This window comes from Psychroserpens luteolus, assembly GCF_021032705.1.
In the GTDB taxonomy this organism is placed as follows: Bacteria; Bacteroidota; Bacteroidia; order Flavobacteriales; family Flavobacteriaceae; genus Psychroserpens; species Psychroserpens luteolus.
Genome location: NZ_JAHVXI010000001.1, coordinates 566,766 through 582,643 on the forward strand (window position 1 = coordinate 566,766; position 15,878 = coordinate 582,643).

20 protein-coding genes are annotated in these 15,878 nt (G+C 33.2%); 8 read left to right on the forward strand and 12 right to left on the reverse strand.

Features of this window, described 5'->3' with window-relative positions; translation table 11 throughout:
* Nucleotides 1-7: 7 nt before the first annotated feature.
* The 4 genes from KWG70_RS02500 to KWG70_RS02515 all read right to left on the reverse strand — a co-directional run bounded on the left by KWG70_RS02500 (nucleotide 8) and on the right by KWG70_RS02515 (nucleotide 4,005).
* A complete protein-coding gene (locus KWG70_RS02500) occupies nucleotides 8-2,047 on the reverse strand; it encodes an ATP-binding protein (protein ID WP_230934417.1) in 2,040 nt (679 codons plus the stop codon).
* A gap of 107 nt (nucleotides 2,048-2,154) precedes the next feature.
* On the reverse strand, nucleotides 2,155-2,316 hold the full coding sequence (locus KWG70_RS02505) for a hypothetical protein (protein ID WP_230934418.1): 162 nt from the start codon (nucleotides 2,314-2,316) through the stop codon (nucleotides 2,155-2,157).
* Nucleotides 2,317-2,529: 213 nt separating this feature from the next.
* Nucleotides 2,530-3,252 carry a LytR/AlgR family response regulator transcription factor gene (locus KWG70_RS02510; RefSeq protein ID WP_230934419.1) on the reverse strand — a complete coding sequence of 241 codons (723 nt, stop codon included), beginning with the start codon at nucleotides 3,250-3,252 and terminating at the stop codon, nucleotides 2,530-2,532.
* A gap of 420 nt (nucleotides 3,253-3,672) precedes the next feature.
* Complete coding sequence (locus KWG70_RS02515) at nucleotides 3,673-4,005, reverse strand: single-stranded DNA-binding protein (RefSeq protein WP_230934420.1); 333 nt, start codon at nucleotides 4,003-4,005, stop codon at nucleotides 3,673-3,675.
* 215 nt (nucleotides 4,006-4,220) lie between these two features.
* On the opposite strand from KWG70_RS02515, the gene KWG70_RS02520 reads away from it, so the two are divergent.
* Genes KWG70_RS02520 through KWG70_RS02530 form a run of 3 tightly spaced genes read left to right on the forward strand, consistent with a single transcriptional unit; the run spans nucleotide 4,221 to nucleotide 5,815 of the window.
* On the forward strand, nucleotides 4,221-4,739 hold the full coding sequence (locus KWG70_RS02520) for a GNAT family N-acetyltransferase (protein WP_230934421.1): 519 nt from the start codon (nucleotides 4,221-4,223) through the stop codon (nucleotides 4,737-4,739).
* Nucleotides 4,720-5,070 (forward strand): hypothetical protein, encoded by a 351-nt coding sequence (locus KWG70_RS02525; RefSeq protein WP_230934422.1) that lies wholly within the window; start codon nucleotides 4,720-4,722, stop codon nucleotides 5,068-5,070. The genes KWG70_RS02520 and KWG70_RS02525 overlap by 20 nt, the downstream gene beginning before the upstream one ends.
* A 55-nt stretch (nucleotides 5,071-5,125) precedes the next feature.
* Nucleotides 5,126-5,815: an E3 ubiquitin ligase family protein gene (locus KWG70_RS02530; protein ID WP_230934423.1), complete on the forward strand. Its 690-nt coding sequence runs from the start codon at nucleotides 5,126-5,128 to the stop codon at nucleotides 5,813-5,815.
* 4 nt (nucleotides 5,816-5,819) lie between these two features.
* On the opposite strand, the gene KWG70_RS02535 is transcribed toward KWG70_RS02530, so the two are convergent.
* Nucleotides 5,820-6,284, reverse strand: a complete 465-nt coding sequence (locus KWG70_RS02535; protein WP_230934424.1) for a CBS domain-containing protein — start codon at nucleotides 6,282-6,284, stop codon at nucleotides 5,820-5,822.
* 108 nt (nucleotides 6,285-6,392) lie between these two features.
* Between KWG70_RS02535 and KWG70_RS02540 the strand changes: the two genes are divergently transcribed.
* On the forward strand, nucleotides 6,393-7,199 hold the full coding sequence (locus KWG70_RS02540) for an NAD(P)H-binding protein (protein ID WP_230934425.1): 807 nt from the start codon (nucleotides 6,393-6,395) through the stop codon (nucleotides 7,197-7,199).
* A 161-nt stretch (nucleotides 7,200-7,360) separates the two neighbouring features.
* A complete protein-coding gene (locus tag KWG70_RS02545) occupies nucleotides 7,361-8,050 on the forward strand; it encodes a tetratricopeptide repeat protein (RefSeq protein ID WP_230934426.1) in 690 nt (229 codons plus the stop codon).
* Nucleotides 8,051-8,117: 67 nt separating this feature from the next.
* Here KWG70_RS02545 and KWG70_RS02550 read toward each other — a convergent pair whose 3' ends face one another.
* Both KWG70_RS02550 and KWG70_RS02555 read right to left on the reverse strand, forming a co-directional pair.
* Complete coding sequence (locus tag KWG70_RS02550; protein WP_230934427.1) at nucleotides 8,118-10,181, reverse strand: M13 family metallopeptidase; 2,064 nt, start codon at nucleotides 10,179-10,181, stop codon at nucleotides 8,118-8,120.
* Between the two features lie 101 nt (nucleotides 10,182-10,282).
* The gene (locus tag KWG70_RS02555) at nucleotides 10,283-10,807 is read right to left on the reverse strand and encodes a hypothetical protein (RefSeq protein ID WP_230934428.1); all 525 of its coding nucleotides are present in this window, start codon (nucleotides 10,805-10,807) and stop codon (nucleotides 10,283-10,285) included.
* Between the two features lie 154 nt (nucleotides 10,808-10,961).
* Here KWG70_RS02555 and KWG70_RS02560 point away from each other — a divergent pair, with 154 nt between their 5' ends.
* On the forward strand, nucleotides 10,962-11,927 hold the full coding sequence (locus KWG70_RS02560; protein ID WP_230934429.1) for an NAD-dependent epimerase/dehydratase family protein: 966 nt from the start codon (nucleotides 10,962-10,964) through the stop codon (nucleotides 11,925-11,927).
* Nucleotides 11,928-11,932: 5 nt separating this feature from the next.
* Here the strand turns inward: KWG70_RS02560 and KWG70_RS02565 are convergent, their stop codons facing one another.
* The 4 genes from KWG70_RS02565 to KWG70_RS02580 form a co-directional block, all read right to left on the reverse strand.
* The gene (locus KWG70_RS02565; protein ID WP_230934430.1) at nucleotides 11,933-12,592 is read right to left on the reverse strand and encodes an HD domain-containing protein; all 660 of its coding nucleotides are present in this window, start codon (nucleotides 12,590-12,592) and stop codon (nucleotides 11,933-11,935) included.
* Nucleotides 12,589-13,332 (reverse strand): lysophospholipid acyltransferase family protein, encoded by a 744-nt coding sequence (locus tag KWG70_RS02570; protein WP_230934431.1) that lies wholly within the window; start codon nucleotides 13,330-13,332, stop codon nucleotides 12,589-12,591. The genes KWG70_RS02565 and KWG70_RS02570 overlap by 4 nt, the downstream gene beginning before the upstream one ends.
* A gap of 84 nt (nucleotides 13,333-13,416) precedes the next feature.
* Nucleotides 13,417-13,827 (reverse strand): BrxA/BrxB family bacilliredoxin, encoded by a 411-nt coding sequence (locus KWG70_RS02575; protein WP_204344360.1) that lies wholly within the window; start codon nucleotides 13,825-13,827, stop codon nucleotides 13,417-13,419.
* Nucleotides 13,828-13,944: 117 nt separating this feature from the next.
* Entirely contained in the window at nucleotides 13,945-14,352 is a 408-nt protein-coding gene (locus tag KWG70_RS02580) for a hypothetical protein (RefSeq protein ID WP_230934432.1), read from the reverse strand.
* A 126-nt stretch (nucleotides 14,353-14,478) separates the two neighbouring features.
* Between KWG70_RS02580 and KWG70_RS02585 the strand changes: the two genes are divergently transcribed.
* A complete protein-coding gene (locus tag KWG70_RS02585; protein ID WP_230934433.1) occupies nucleotides 14,479-15,273 on the forward strand; it encodes a DnaJ domain-containing protein in 795 nt (264 codons plus the stop codon).
* A gap of 2 nt (nucleotides 15,274-15,275) precedes the next feature.
* On the opposite strand, the gene KWG70_RS02590 is transcribed toward KWG70_RS02585, so the two are convergent.
* A complete protein-coding gene (locus KWG70_RS02590; protein WP_230934434.1) occupies nucleotides 15,276-15,419 on the reverse strand; it encodes a hypothetical protein in 144 nt (47 codons plus the stop codon).
* Nucleotides 15,420-15,507: 88 nt separating this feature from the next.
* Here KWG70_RS02590 and KWG70_RS02595 point away from each other — a divergent pair, with 88 nt between their 5' ends.
* A complete protein-coding gene (locus KWG70_RS02595) occupies nucleotides 15,508-15,831 on the forward strand; it encodes a TraR/DksA family transcriptional regulator (protein ID WP_230934435.1) in 324 nt (107 codons plus the stop codon).
* Nucleotides 15,832-15,878: the final 47 nt, after the last annotated feature.

Here is a 15,878-nt window from a genome sequence, read left to right on the forward strand (position 1 = left end):
GGTTTATTTATATTGGAATTTGGGTTTCTATAAGTGTGCCTATATAGGGTTGGGAATTGATACGAAATTCACCGTTTAATTTTTCGACTCTTGTCTTCATGTTTTTTAATCCTATCCCTTTTTTTCTGCGGTTTACATTAAAGCCTTTACCATTGTCACTAATCTTCATCAATAGATCACCTTCATGAATTGAAAAAGTTACGTCTATATTTTTTGCCTGAGCGTATTTGATAATATTTTGTAATGCTTCCTGGATAATTCTATAAAGATTAACTTTAACTATTTCGCTCATCTTTTGCCAATTGATATCAGAGTTGAATGTCAACTCAAATTCAAAATCACCAATTTTAGACTTACTCACTAATAATTGATGTATAATAGTTTTGAAATTGATCTGAGAACTATCAAAATTAGTGTTTAATCGATGTGATACTTCTCGTATCTCTTTTTCTATAGTTTGTAATTCTTCCAAAAACTTGTTGTGCTGTTCTTGTGTTTCTTTATTTCCTTTGATCTCTAAAAACCCAAGTCCTACTCTGGTTCCAAATAACTTCCCTAAAATTCCATCATGTAATTCTTCTGAAATTCTATTGCGTTCTTTTACTTTTTCTTTTTCTAATTTTTCTTGCTGTTTTAAGGTAATTAGGTAAACCTGTTCGTTTGCTTTTTGCTGTTCATTCTCCAACACCAGCGTTTTATTTATCAATTTTTGACTATTGACGAAATATAATAACATTAGAATCGCCAACAACCCCAGACTAATTAATATGATCCATATCTTTTGTTGAGATAATCGTTTGTTTTCTTCGATGTATTCATCGGTTTCATAAGCGATTCTTGTAAACTTATTTTGAATTCTTCGTTCTACAGTTTGAAGACTATCACTAAATTTAATATGCTTTTCTAAATAGTTTTGAGAAGACTTTGTATCTAATTCAGCGAGTAATAAAAGTGACTCCAAATAATCTCTACCATTCTTATTAATCTTTGCCAAATCATTAGCTTCTCTAGCATAAATAATTGCCTTACTAGTATCTTGAGCAAAAGCATAATATTTTGAAAGATGGATTTTACAAATAATGATTCCCGATTTATAATTTAGGCTATCTCTTATTTGTAAGGACTCTTTTAAATAACTGTGCACATTGATAGTATCATTCATTAATAATTTACAATATGCCTTGTTATCTATAACTCTTGCGTAATGATTTATGTTTTGCAGTTTTAAACTGTCATTCTTTAAAATTTTGTCAAAATAGCTTAAAGCCTTGGGGTAATTGCCTTTTTTTAAATGAGTAACACCTATATTATTCAAACTAGCCATATACAAGGATTTACTCTTTTCAATCTTTTTAAGATATTCTAATGACTTATTATAATAAAATAAAGCTCGGTCGTATTCTTGGATATCATTTTGTAATTGTGCCAAATAATTATAACACGAAAACAAGGATTTGTAGTTTTCTATCTTTTTAAACTTATCTATGGCTTTAAAGGTTAATACTTCGCTTCCCGAATAATCTTTGAAACGTCCTTTAATAAAAGCCATTCCGTACTGAGTTTTTGCAGCTTCAAAAAGGTGACCGCTTCTATCAAAATAAGTATTTGCCAGATTAAAATGATAATAAGCACTATCAAAGACCTCTACTTTATTATAGTAGCTGGCATAATTCCAGTAGAGATCACCAATTGCCATAGAATCTTTTAAATTTTCGGCTATAGATAATGCTTCTACATTTTGCTTTTTAAACAATAAGGTATCCCCTAGTTTAAAATTCTTATAAGCGATTTCACTTAATCTTCTAACTCCAAATGTGTCTACGCTTGATGTGGTAATTGCTTGGTAAGACATAACCAAAAATTGCTTTCTTACATTTAATTCGTAAGTCCTATTTTCTGAAGCTTTTATCCAAAAATCGATGCTATCATTTATAGTTAGCAGCTCATTGCTATCTGTGTTAATTTCTTTTTTATCACAGGATTGTAAAAACATTCCCCAAAAAAATAGTAAGATGCAAAAAAAGCGATATAAGTAATTAATTTTCAACAGATTTGAGTTTCAAACAAAACTATGAAAAAAGCCTTTAATTAATGACAGATTATTTTTTGAATATCCCATCTTTAACTAAAGGCTCTTATTATGAGTTGTTGGTTTTATTCTTTACTTCCATCATCTGGATTTGCATCTTCACCTCCCGTTGCTTGTAAATTTTCTAATGTTGGTTGATCTTGGTCATCGTCAAAAGCTGTGTCTGTACAAGACATAATACACATTGATGTTGCTAATAGTAAAAATAATAATCTTAGTGTTTTCATAATACAAAATTTAAAAGTTTAATAATAGTTTTTAAGGCCTAATTTTGTTCGATCATAATTAAAATCGAACAGATTTGTTAGTGTTAATTGTTTGAATGTCAATGATTTTATAAGACTAAATTATGAAGGCAATATATGTTCTACTATCAAAACTGAATTGTTTTAGTAATTACCATTAGTCTATGAGTGAAATGCTCCTTTTAGATAGGGAAGTTAGTTTAAGGTGATAAGTGTATTTTTTGTTAACGCTGTATTTATCAAATCTACATTTTTGATAAATGTTTTTGTAAAAGGTATTTTATGTTCTCTCTTAACAAAACAAATTGATTTGCCATAATGAATTCTAGAAATACAGTTTCTGTTTATGATATAACTCTTATGGATTCTTAAAAAAGTTTTGGGTAGTAAATTCTCAAAGACCTTTAGCGTTTTATAAGCACCAATAACTCGGCCATCTGCCATATAGAAATCTGTAGTGTTATTATCTGCTTTTAGATACAGTATGTCTTCAATATTTAAATATTGATAATCTTTGTACGATTTCAGGCAAATCGTTTCGCTTTGTTTAATTGGGAATTTTTTTTGGTATTTTAAAAGACTTTTCCTTACTAAATGTTCCTTTAATGGTTTTAATAAAAAATCTATAAAATCATATTTATAAGCATCAATAGCCTTTTCTTTATAAACTGACAATGCTATAAACAATGGTTGGTTCACAACACATTGATTAATCTCTAATAGAAATTCGGAAATATTGATATGAACTGCGTCAATATTGAAAAACACAATTTGAGGCTTATCTTTTAAGACAAGATTTAAAGCCTTTTCATAATCTTCATCTACGACATTAAATGTAATCTCAGAAAAATCATCAGCTACATTTTGTATGATTTCAGCTGTAGTTTTGTCGTTATCAATTATTAAGCAATGTATCACCTTAACTTTTTGAGTGCAAGTTAATTACTAAAAAGTGTAAGTAAGTATGGTATTTAATTACTATTAATAAGGCTGAAACCTACTTTTACTTCGTAAAATTAAATTTTGAAATGAGGTGTAATACAACTCAATGCTTTTTAAGCCTAAAACAATTAGAGCAAACATTTCATGATAAAAGATATTGTTGCAACAATATCTTTTATATCAACTCCTATAAATCTTGAAAACAAACAGTTAAAGAAAGGGTTATAGTTTGTATAGATAATTAGACTGGATATGTACTCTAAGGTTCACAAGGTAATATACCAAAACAATTAATTCATAATTAAGTTTAAGGAAGCACAATCATGTGCTTCCTTTTTTTAAATTCATAAAGCTTTTCAAATTATTTGTCGATTATTAACAAAAAAGAAATTATGTTTATTTCCCCAGCATCAATAACTCATTGCAAATAATCTCTGTAGTATAACGCTTTTGCCCATCTTTATCATCCCAAGAACGATTGGTGAGCTTACCTTCTATAGCAATTTCCTTTCCTTTGGTTACATATTCTTCTACTACTTTTACTAATCCGCCACGTACCACAATATTGTGCCAGTAAGCACGCTCTACTTTAGTCCCATCTTTATCTTTATAGCTATCGTCTGTAGCTAATGAGAATTTTGCCATTTTGTTTCCGTCTTCAAAGTTGATGATTTCTGGATCTTGTCCTAATCTTCCAATCAACTGTACTCTGTTTCTAAGTGTGTTCATAATTTTTAAATTTTTATACCTGCCGTCACTGGCAAGTGTTAAACAGTTAATGCCATTGAACCTTCAGTGATTCAACAGTGCAAATATGTAACACACTCCAAATATTAGTCGGTAGTTACATGTTTAAAATCGTTTGTAAATGTTTGTAGTCGTTTGTAAACGGAAAAATTGTATCTTTGCATATGTCATTTTACCTAGAAACAAAACGCCTTATCATGCGTGAACTTTTACCATCAGACATTGACGGTATGTTTGAGCTAGACTCAAACCCCGAAGTTCACAAATACCTTGGAAAGCGTCCTATAACTTCAAAATCGCAAGCGCAAGACAATATCAATTTTATAAGAGAACAATATCATAAGCGTGGTATTGCTCGATTTGCAACCGTCGAAAAATCATCTGGAGACTTTATAGGTTGGTCTGGTTTAAAACTTAATACAGGAGATAAAGAAGCCTTAGGGTCAAAAAGAGACTTCTATGATATAGGCTATCGTTTTATTCCAAGATATTGGGGAAAAGGGTATGCAACTGAATCATCCCTAGCCGTATTAGATTTTGGATTTAAAGACCTTAAACTAGATGTTATTTACGGTGCGGCCGAAATTAAAAATATAGGTTCTAATAAGGTACTTCAGAAAATTGGATTGAATTACATTGAACAATTCCCATACGAAGGTGAACTAATAAATTGGTACGAACTTAAAAACGAAGACTATGCAAAAACAATGTCCTGAATGCGGAGAAAAAATAGTGGGTAGAATTGATAAGAAATTCTGTAGTGATGCCTGTCGTAATGCCTATAATAATGCAATTAATAAAGACAGTAAGAACTTAATAAGAAATACCAACAACCGATTGAGAAAGAACTATCGTATCCTAGAAGAGCTCAATCCAGATCAAAAGAAAAAAATCTCCAGAGCGCGATTGATAGAAAAAGGATTTGACTTCAACTACTTTACCAGTATCTATACTACAAAAGCCGGAACCGTATACTATTTTGTATATGATCAAGGCTACTTGCCTTTAGAAGGAGATTATTATGCACTAGTGAAGCGCGAAAGCTAGCATTGTAACGTTTTTTAAGTTTTAACTACTTATCTATACAACCAAACCATCTTCAATGAGTACACCTCTTATTATCATAATTGCCATTTGTGTTATAGGTCTTATTATTTTCTTAGCTGTTCATTTTAGCAAAAGAAATGTGATTATTAGAACCCTATCTAAAATTCCTTATAAACCAGCATCAAGTTTAAAAACCAACGATCTTTCAAAAGTAAGCGGAAAAGCATTGCATGTTAAATCGCCTTTAATCGCACCTTATACTGGACGAAAATGTGTGTTCTATCAAATTAGAATTCAGCAACGCGTCAATTCTGGAAAAAGTTCGCATTGGAAAACTTTAGTGCAGGATGAACAATTTCAAGAGTTTTTTATAGACACCAATGGTGATTTTGTTATTGTAAAACCGTCGGCAAGCCCTCGAAATTATATCAGTTATCTTGTAAAAGATACCAATCAATCATCTGGAGTGTTTAACAGCCCTACTCCAAAATTTGAAGCGGTTTTAAGACGCTATAATATTAATCCAGAAAATTTCTTTGGCATGAATAAACGTTTACGTTATGAGGAAGGCATTATCGAAATTGGAGAGCGAATTACAGTTGCTGGAATCGCAAAATGGAAGGCATTAAGCGAGCCTTTACCAGAGTATCCATATTCTAAGATTGCCGCATTAGAAAGTGAGGGTAAGCAGAAAATCATCATTACCGATTTACCTGAAACCTTGCCTAATCATCGAAGACGATAATAGCTTATTTCCAATTCTGTCCTTTGAGTTCTATAGCAGCTTTTAGAATATCTTTTTGACTAATTTGCCCAACTAATTTCCCGTTTTCTACAATAGGAAAACGTCTAATTTTAGATTCTAAAAACTTATTAGCAGCATCGAAAACATTCATATTGCCATCAATGGTTTCAACATTTTTTGCCATTCGATTTTCAACCGTATGTTGCTCCATTGGCATATTGTAATAACGACTTTCGCTAATTTGCTTCAAACAATCACCTTCAGAAATAATACCAACCAACTCATTGTTATTATTCACGACAGGGCCTCCAGAAATTTTATTCTTGATTAACGTTTGAATCACTTCCTCTACAGATTGCTCTGGTTTAAATGTGATTAAATCACGTGTCATAAAATCACTGACTGTAATTGCTTTTACCTCAGCAGTAGTTTGCTGCTTTCTTGCCCCTTGAAAACTTTTAATGCCCATAACCAATTCTTTTAGTGTGTTTTAAAGTTACTGAAAATAAGTGAATTTAGCTAGAGTGGTTATCCAACTAATAATTTGTACATTTCAGTAGAATAAAAATCTAAAAAATTGCGTCACAAAATTTGTGTAATTGGTTGCGGATGGTTAGGCTTTAAATTAGCAAAACACCTCCTAGAAAATGATTATGAGGTCAATGGGTCTACAACTTCAGAAGACAAAATCCCTGAGCTTCAGCAAGCGAATATTACACCATTTATCATACAATTATCTTCGGAAGGTGTTTTAGGTAACATTGAAGCCTGTTTAGATCATTGCGAAATACTTATTGTTAACATTCCTCCTGGTCTACGTAAAAATCCTGAAGGCAATTATGTGCAGCAAATGACACACCTCGTCAAGCATATTGAAACTGCTTCGGTAAAACATGTGGTGCTTATTGGTTCGACTTCGGTGTATGATGATGACGAAACATGTCCAATAATTACTGAAGACACGCCAACATCTACGTCTAAAACAGCATCAAAACTAGTTGCGGTAGAACGCCTATTTCAGCAGAATAAAAACTTTGACACTACCCTATTACGCTTTAGCGGACTCTTCGCTGAAGATAGACATCCAGCTCGTTTTTTATCAGGAAAACAGAATCTTAAAAATGCTAATGCTCCTGTGAATTTAATTCACCGTAACGATTGTATTGGTATTATTATGTCAATCATCAAACAGCAAGCTTGGTCTACTACTTTGAATGCATCTACGCTACCTCATCCCACAAAAAAAGCCTATTACACTTCGGTTTGCAAAGCCATGAATATTCCTGTTCCTGAGTTTGATGAATCTGTAAAAAGTAAAGGAAAGTATATCGATTCTCAAAAATTGGTACGCCTTTTGAACTATGATTTCAAAGTAAAACTCTAATAATTAGCAGACTTTTAAGAGTATATGCCATATATTTTTTTAGTTTTGGCGCAATAAATGACGAATATTATGAAACATTCTTAGGTAAGAACTATGCTTAAAAAGCAAATGAACTTGATGAATGTGACATCTGACAATTAAAAAACAATAAATCTAAACAGATGAAAAAACTTATCCTCCTTTTAGCTGTAGTATGCACTTTTAGTGTCACTGCACAAACAAAATCTGAACTTGTAAAACACTTTGAAGCTTATTATCAGCAAATGAAAACTCAAGGTGATATTCAAGGTGTTATTAATGCTATGACACATCTTAATGTTTTACAGCCAAACAAAGCGAGATTAGATACACTGGCTTACATCTACGCTTCTGAAGGCAGAAACCTTGAAGCTTTGAATACTATTGGAATTGAACAAAACCCAACAGATACCGATATGAATACTGAAGTAAAAGCTATTGCTTTAAAGGCTTTAAACCAGCCGCAACGTGCCTTAGTATTTTATGAGGAATTATTTAAAAGAGATGCCAATTCATATTTAGCCTATGAAATTGCAGATCTTAAAGTACAAACACAAGATCTAGCAGGTGCGAAAGCAAAAGTAGATTTTGGATTAGCCAATGTTAAAGATGATATGAAACGTTCATACTACGAATCTCAGAGACCTTATGAAGTTTCATTAAAAGGTGCATTAACCTATCTAAAGGCTTTGATTGTATTTAATATGAATCAAACTGATAATTTAGATACAGCAATTGGATTATTGGATGAAGCTATGACCATGGATGCTAACTTTAACTTAGCTAAGTTAAGTAAAGATGCTTTAGTAGCACGAAAAGAGAAAAAGGAATAAGCACTTTAATTCTAATAAAAAAGCACCCAATTTGGGTGCTTTTTTGTTTTTATATACATTGGTACGTTTACCAAATTCTAACACGCTTTTCTGGAGCTAACCACATCGCATCACCTTCTTTTATATCAAATGCTTCATAAAATGCATCAATATTTTTAAGTGGTTGCACTGCTCTTTGAATTCCTGGTGAGTGAGGATCTGTTTTAACCTGAGTTCTTAAAGCATCTTCTCTAGTTAATGTTCTCCAAACTGTAGCCCATGACATAAAGAAACGCTGCTCTGGTGTAAAGCCATCAATATTTTCTGGTCTTCCGTTTTCGGCAAAGTATAATTGTAAACCATCATAAGCTCCAAGTACACCACCAAGATCACCAATGTTTTCACCTAAAGTAAACTTACCATTAATGTAAACGCTATCCATCACTTCTATGGCACTGTATTGCTCTGCTAAAGCATTTCCTCGTTTTGTAAATTCTTCAAGATCTTGATCAGTCCACCAATTCTTTAAATTTCCATCCGCATCAAAACGCGCTCCAGAATCATCGAAAGCGTGTGAAATCTCATGACCAATAACAGCTCCGATTCCACCATAGTTTACAGCTTCATCTGCCGTCCAATTATAGAAAGGCGGTTGTAAAATTGCCGCTGGAAAAACGATTTCATTATTAATAGGATTAAAATAAGCATTCACCATTTGTGGTGGCATTCCCCATTTTGATTTATCTATAGGTTCATTAATATCTGCTAAATTATCTGCCTTAGCCCAATGACCTACGGCCATCATGTTTTCGGCATAGGAATTACCTTCATTAACCATGAGTGTTGAATAATCTTCCCACTCATCTGGATATGCAATTTTTACAGTAAATTTTTCTAGTTTTTCTATAGCCTTTGCTTTAGTTTCAGGGCTCATCCAATCTAATTTCTCAATTCTATTTTGAAAAGCTGTAATCACATTAGCAATCATTTTTTCAGCTTTTGCTTTGGCTTCAGGTGGAAACTTAGCATCCACATAAACTTTACCAATAGCTTCTCCTACGGTACCAGTTACAGTTCCTAAAGCACGTTCTTCAGCCGAACGTTGTTTTTTAGCTCCTCTAAGTGTTTGTGAATAAAACTCCCAATTCGCTCTTTCAATATCTGTAGATAAGAATCCTGCCGCATTGTTAATTGTTGTCCAATCCATTAATGTTTTAACATCTTCTAAAGGCGTTTTCTTTAAGAAATCGTTTAAGGCCATCATGTATTTAGGTTGTGCAACAAGTACAGTGTCTATCTTTTTTTCGATACCAAGATCTGAAATCATTTTACTCCAATCAATAGCAGGACACATTTCTTGTAACTGCGCAATCGAATTTGGATTATTCATATTTCGTAAATCTCTTCTTGCAACTTTGTCTAGTCTCGGCTCTTGAAGTTGAGTTTCCATGTCGATAATCTTAACAGCAGCAGCATCTGCATCCTCTTTCGAGTATTCAATATACTGCAACATTCTTGAGACATGCGCCTTATATTGTTCTCTAATCTCTTTAGACTTATCGTCTTGATCTAAATAATAATCGCGTTGTAATCCAGTACCTGCAGGTCCAACCCAAGTTGTATTCATACTACTATCGTTTAAATCTGGTCCTGCTCCTAATTGAGCAAATGGTGCCGATACACCAATAGAGGTTGCAATTGCAGTTTGCATATCTTGAAGACTTTTAATACCATCTATTTCTTCTAAAAACGGTCTTAATGGTTTTATGCCTGCTTCGTCGCGAGCAACTGTGTCTAATTCCGATTCAAAAATCAGTAAGGCTTTTTTCTGATCGGTTCCTTCTTCGTAAGTCTTTAGTTCTTTGGCTTTTTTCATAAGCCCCAAGACGTCATCTCTTGTCGATTTACGAAGTACTCCAAATCCTCCCCAACGCGTTTCTTCTTCAGGGATTGTCGTTGTCTTTACCCAATTACCATTAACGTAATTGTAAAAATCATCTTTCGGACTTACAGAAGTGTCCATGTTTTCGAGAACAATTCCAGGAATTTTCTCGATCATAGCAGTTTCCTCCTTTGGTTCTTCCTTACATCCTAAAAATGCAAAAAGTCCCAACACAGAAACCACCAAAATACTCTTGATATTGGTTTTCATAATGTGGTGAAAATTAAATTTGATTAAAATTAGTTATTAATAAGAAGCCTCAATCGCCAAAATGTTACATATTAACAAAATATTAAGACTATTTTAGAAGATTATTCTGGCTTAAAGACATTGTTTTTATCAAACTCAAACTTCTTATTGATTTGCAAATTAAGGTTAGATACTGCGATTAACAATTCCTTAATTCCTTGAAGTTGGTCTTCCTTACTAACATTATTAATCGTTAAAAGACTATTTAACTTTTGGCCTTTGGTGTCTAAAGCCGTTATCCTGGCATTAATCTCGTTAGTTTGTAATTGTTCAGGCATTTCGGTTCTTAACTCGGTTAAGAACGTTTTTAACAATAAAAGGTCTCCATTAAAAAAACTAAGATCGCTTTTTTTCAATAATTCAATTTGTGTATTAAGCTCTTGATACTTTTGCCAATCGATTACAGCTTTTTGAGCATCTGAACTCAATCCGAAATCTGCATATCTAAAGCTTTCAATATCTTGTTGTGATATTTTCCGAGCATCAATTTGTTCTTGGGTTTCTTCAATTACTTCTGAAACTGTATCTCCTTTACAATTGGTGAGTAACAAACTAAAACTTATAAATAAAAGCGTAATGAAGCGCATAATTATATCTATTCAATTTGAGGTAAATATAGGCAAAGCGTATAAATCTAATATGCAATTAACAAAAATTAATGAGTTGTTAATTTTACAATTTTATGTTTTTTGTACTCTATATTCTTGTTATTTTTGAGGAACGATTAAACATCATCTATCTATGCCTAAAGTATTAATCATTGGTGCCGGCGGACAAATTGGGTCTGAACTTACATTTAAATTAAAAGATATTCATGGATCTGAGAATGTCGTTGCTAGCGATATAGGTTATCACAACCTTGAAGTCGTTAATTCTGGCATCTTTGAAATTGTTGATGCTCAAGACTACAACTCTATAAAAATTTGTGTTGAAAAGCACAATATCGATACCATTTACTTAATGGCTGCCATGCTAAGTGCTACAGGTGAAAAATACCCTATGAAAGCATGGGATCTTAATATGAATTCTCTATTTCACGTATTGAATTTAGCTAAAGACGGCTTTATAAAACGTATCTTTTGGCCATCGAGTATTGCTGTTTTTGGACCAACAACGCCTACTGAAAACACACCTCAGCATACCATCATGGAACCTACAACTGTCTATGGTATTACAAAACAAGTTGGAGAACGCTGGTGCGAATATTATCATAAAAAATATGACGTAGACGTGAGAAGTATTAGGTATCCAGGTATTATTAGTTGGAAGACCATGCCTGGCGGAGGAACTACAGATTACGCTGTTGAGATCTATCATCAAGCCATATTAGATAAGCATTATGACTGTTTTTTATCTGAACATACAGAGTTACCAATGATGTTTATGGACGATGCCATTAATGCTACTGTTAATCTTATGCAAGCGCCTGCCGAACAGGTGAAAATTAGATCATCATATAATTTAGGTGCTATTAGTTTTACACCTTTGACCATTTCCGAAGAAATAAAAAAACACATCCCAGATTTCAAAATCACTTACAGTCCTGACTACAGACAACAGATTGCCGATAGCTGGCCAAAATCAATAGACGATTCTGCAGCAAGAGAAGACTGGAACTGGAATCATGAATTTAATCTGGAAAAAATGACGACAGAAATGCTCAAGCAACTGGGTCGTAAGTATCAAGATTCTGAAATCAACTCTTAACACGTTTATTTTTCTCCATCCCATTCGGCATAGAACTGATCTAAAAACTGTTCCATAAATCGATGTCTATTGGTCGCAATTTTTTTACCTGAATTGGTATTCATCCTATCTTTTAAAAGCAACAGCTTTTCGTAAAAATGATTAATTGTTGGTGCTTTAGAGGCTTTATACTCCTCTTTGCTCATATTTAAATTTGGTTGTATAGATGGATCAAAGAGTTTTCGGTTTTTAAACCCTCCATAATTAAAAGCTCTAGCTACTCCTATAGCTCCTATAGCATCTAATCGATCGGCATCTTGAATGACATCTAATTCTGGTGATTTAAATTTTTGGAGTTGGTTGCCTCCTTTAAATGAAATATTCTCAATGACATTAACAACGTGTTCTATGACTACCGAATCTACATTGATACCAAACAAAAACTCACGTGCTTTTTTAGGACCAACAGTTTCATCTCCATTATGAAATTTACTATCTGCTATATCATGAAGCAAAGCGCCTAATGCTACTGTAAACTCATCGACAATTTCGTCCTTAGTGATAAGCAAGGCATTATTATAGACTCTTAGGATATGAAACCAATCATGACCGCCTTCTGCATTTTCTAATGTTGTCTTCACAAATGTTTTAGTGAGTTGAATTTGGTGGTGTTGTGCCTCTGTCATTTTTTTAGAATTATAGAACTCGTTATTGTATTCTCTATTGTTTTGACTAACTCTTTATAGTTCTCTACCTCAGACAAATCAATAGGTTGATGTACTTTAAATTTGATATAACTTCCTATTCCCATTGGGAATTTACCATATCGCAATGTTTTCCATGAATTATTTACAGTTATAGGAACGATAAGTGCAGATGGCGTGTTTTCCATTAAGAGTTCCAGCCCTCTTGTTTTAAACTGTTTTGGTTCACCTGTCTTGCTTCGTGTTCCTTCAGGAAAAATAACTGCTGCTCGATTGGTATCCTCTATATATTTTGCAAAAGTAACCATTGCAGGTAAGGCTTGTCTTGGGTTTTTACGGTCTATTAATACAGAGCCGCCATGACGTAAATTATACGACACACTAGGAAATCCTTTTCCTAATTCTTTTTTAGCAACAAACTTCACATGATGTCGTCGCATATACCACATTATTGGTGATATATCATACATACTTTGATGATTAGAAACGATAAGTAATGGTTTATTTTTAGGAATCTCATAGTCATTCTTCCAAGAAAATCGAGTTCCTAAAACATTTAAGCATCGCATTAAGCAAAATTGAAGTGCATCCACACTAATTTTATGAGCTTGATATCCAAAAACATTGTAACAAAACCACTGTATCGGATGAAAAATAAGTAAGGTTAATCCAAAGACTATAAAATAGACAACGGTTAAAGGATAAGCTAAAATTTTTTGCATGTTGTAAAATTAATTGAATGAAAATAATACACAAAAAAACCACGATTAAATCGTGGTTTTATATACTATTCTATATCGTGCTTATTAACAATGGTCGTTATAAGCATCCATTAGATTTTCAGCAATCAATTCTGCTGGACGACCTTCAATATGATGACGCTCTAACATATGAACCAATTCACCATCTTTAAATAAAGCCATACTTGGCGAGCTTGGTGGAAATGGCACCATATGTGCTCTTGCTGCATCTACAGCCTCTCGATCAACACCTGCAAAAACCGTAACGATATGGTCTGGACGTTTTGCATTTTGTAAACTCTGTCTCGCTCCAGGACGAGCATTGGCAGCTGCACAACCGCAAACCGAATTTACAACGACTAAGGTTGTACCTTCTTTTGCTAAAGCAGCTTCAACAGCTTCTGCTGTCTGTAATTCTTCAAAACCAACGTTGGTTAAATCTTCACGCATAGGTTTTACTAATTCTGCTGGATACATATTTTTGTTTTTTTAATTATTACTATTGAATTGCAAAGATACGCAAAAATAGTGCGAAGAATGCACGAATCGGTAAGCAGTTTGAATGGTACCATTTAAGTTTTCAATAGCAGATCATCACCTCGTATAGGTGAGTAAAAATCCATCTGCTGCAACACCTTCATCCAAGACAAGACTTGTTGATGTTATTGAAACTACAGCATAATTAACATTATTAATTACTATCGTAGCATCACTTCCTGTTGAAGTCATTACAGCGTAGTCATAAGTTCCTGTTGGTAAGCCGTCATAAATTACAAGTTCAACATTGGTATTAGTAACAGTTAACTCTTGGGTATTAAGATTAAAATCCCAAGTGATTAACCCTACGGGAAAATCGTCATCTATACCAGCCAAACCACCTGATACGTTAACCAAAGACCATTCACCATGTAATGTAGGCTCATTATTTGATGTACCATCATCGTCATTACTACACGAAAATGCGAACATCGTAAATATCAATAGATAAATATAAGGTTTCATAATACAATCGATTTTATACTAAGAAGATACTAAAACCTCAAAAAGGTTGCGTCTAATCGTAACAAAATCTAAAAAAATCTACTAACAAATAGTATATTTGAAATCAACAATAAATAACAGTCGTACATGAGTTTTGCAAAATGGATAGGAGGTGCTTTAGGATGGTCTTTTGGTGGACCTATAGGTGCTATAATTGGTCTCGCTATTGGAAGTTTAATTGATGGTGCAGCCGAACAAAGTGGCTTTCTATTAAATGAAGGAAATCCTAAGCAACAAAGACGTTCAAGACAGTCGACATCACGTTCGCGTTCGCGAACACAAACACGTACAAGACCACAAACACAATCTGGGGATTTTGAAGTGAGCCTCTTAATATTAGCATCTGTTATTATTAAAGCCGATGGTATTCAAGATCAACGTGAATTGGATTATGTACGTCAGCAATTTGTAAGTATGTATGGGAAACAAAGAGCCAACCACGCTTTTAAATTGTTTAAAAATATTAACAAACAAAATATCCCTACACGTAAAGTGTGCTTACAAATCAAGCAAATGATGGATCACTCTTCACGATTACAACTGCTTCATTTTCTCTTCGGAATAGCAAAAGCAGATGGTATGGTTACTGATAACGAGGTGTCACAGATCTATATGATTTCGGGTTATTTAGGAATAAGTTCTCGTGACTATGGAAGCATTAAAGCTATGTTCTACAATAGTAGTGATAATGCTTATAAAATTTTAGAGATTACTAAAGATGCAACAGATGACGAAGTTAAAAGAGCCTACAGAAAGATGGCGAAAAAGTATCATCCAGATAAAGTCATTCATTTAGGAAAAGAGCATCAAAAAGGCGCAGAAGAAAAATTCAGGCAAGTGCAATTAGCTTATGAACAATTACAGAAGGAACGCGGCTTTTAATATTATTTGCCCTTATTATTTATACGCTTCTCAACATCTTTATAGTAGCGTTTTTCTTTGTATTTCCTGTAGATAAATACGGCAACTACAATTAAGGCAAGAATCATAAATCCGCCTTTACCAGTGATATATTCAATAAGTTTCATAATAGTATATTAGGGTCTTATAGTCGTTGCTAAATATAGAACTTTCATTTTTATAGCTTATTTTAGAATCATCAAATAATGTATTGCTATGGATAAAGCACAGATAAAACAAACTGTTTTGGAGGAAATCTCTAAAACTGAAGCATCAATAGAGCATTATAAAGAACTTACCAAACCCATTTCTCCTAATGATGCCATTGGTCGTGTGAGTAGAATGGATGCCATAAATAACAAAAGTGTTAATGAAGCCTCATTAAGACAAGCTGAAATCAAACTCAATAATTTAAAACGTGTATGGTCAAAAATTGATGATACCGACTTTGGTATATGCCTGAAATGTAAGCAACAAATTCCTGTTGGAAGAATCCTAATAAGACCTGAAAGTTTATTGTGTGTTAACTGTGCGAGATAATAAAAACTTCTATTTGGTATCATAATTGTGAGAAATAATTAAAAAAA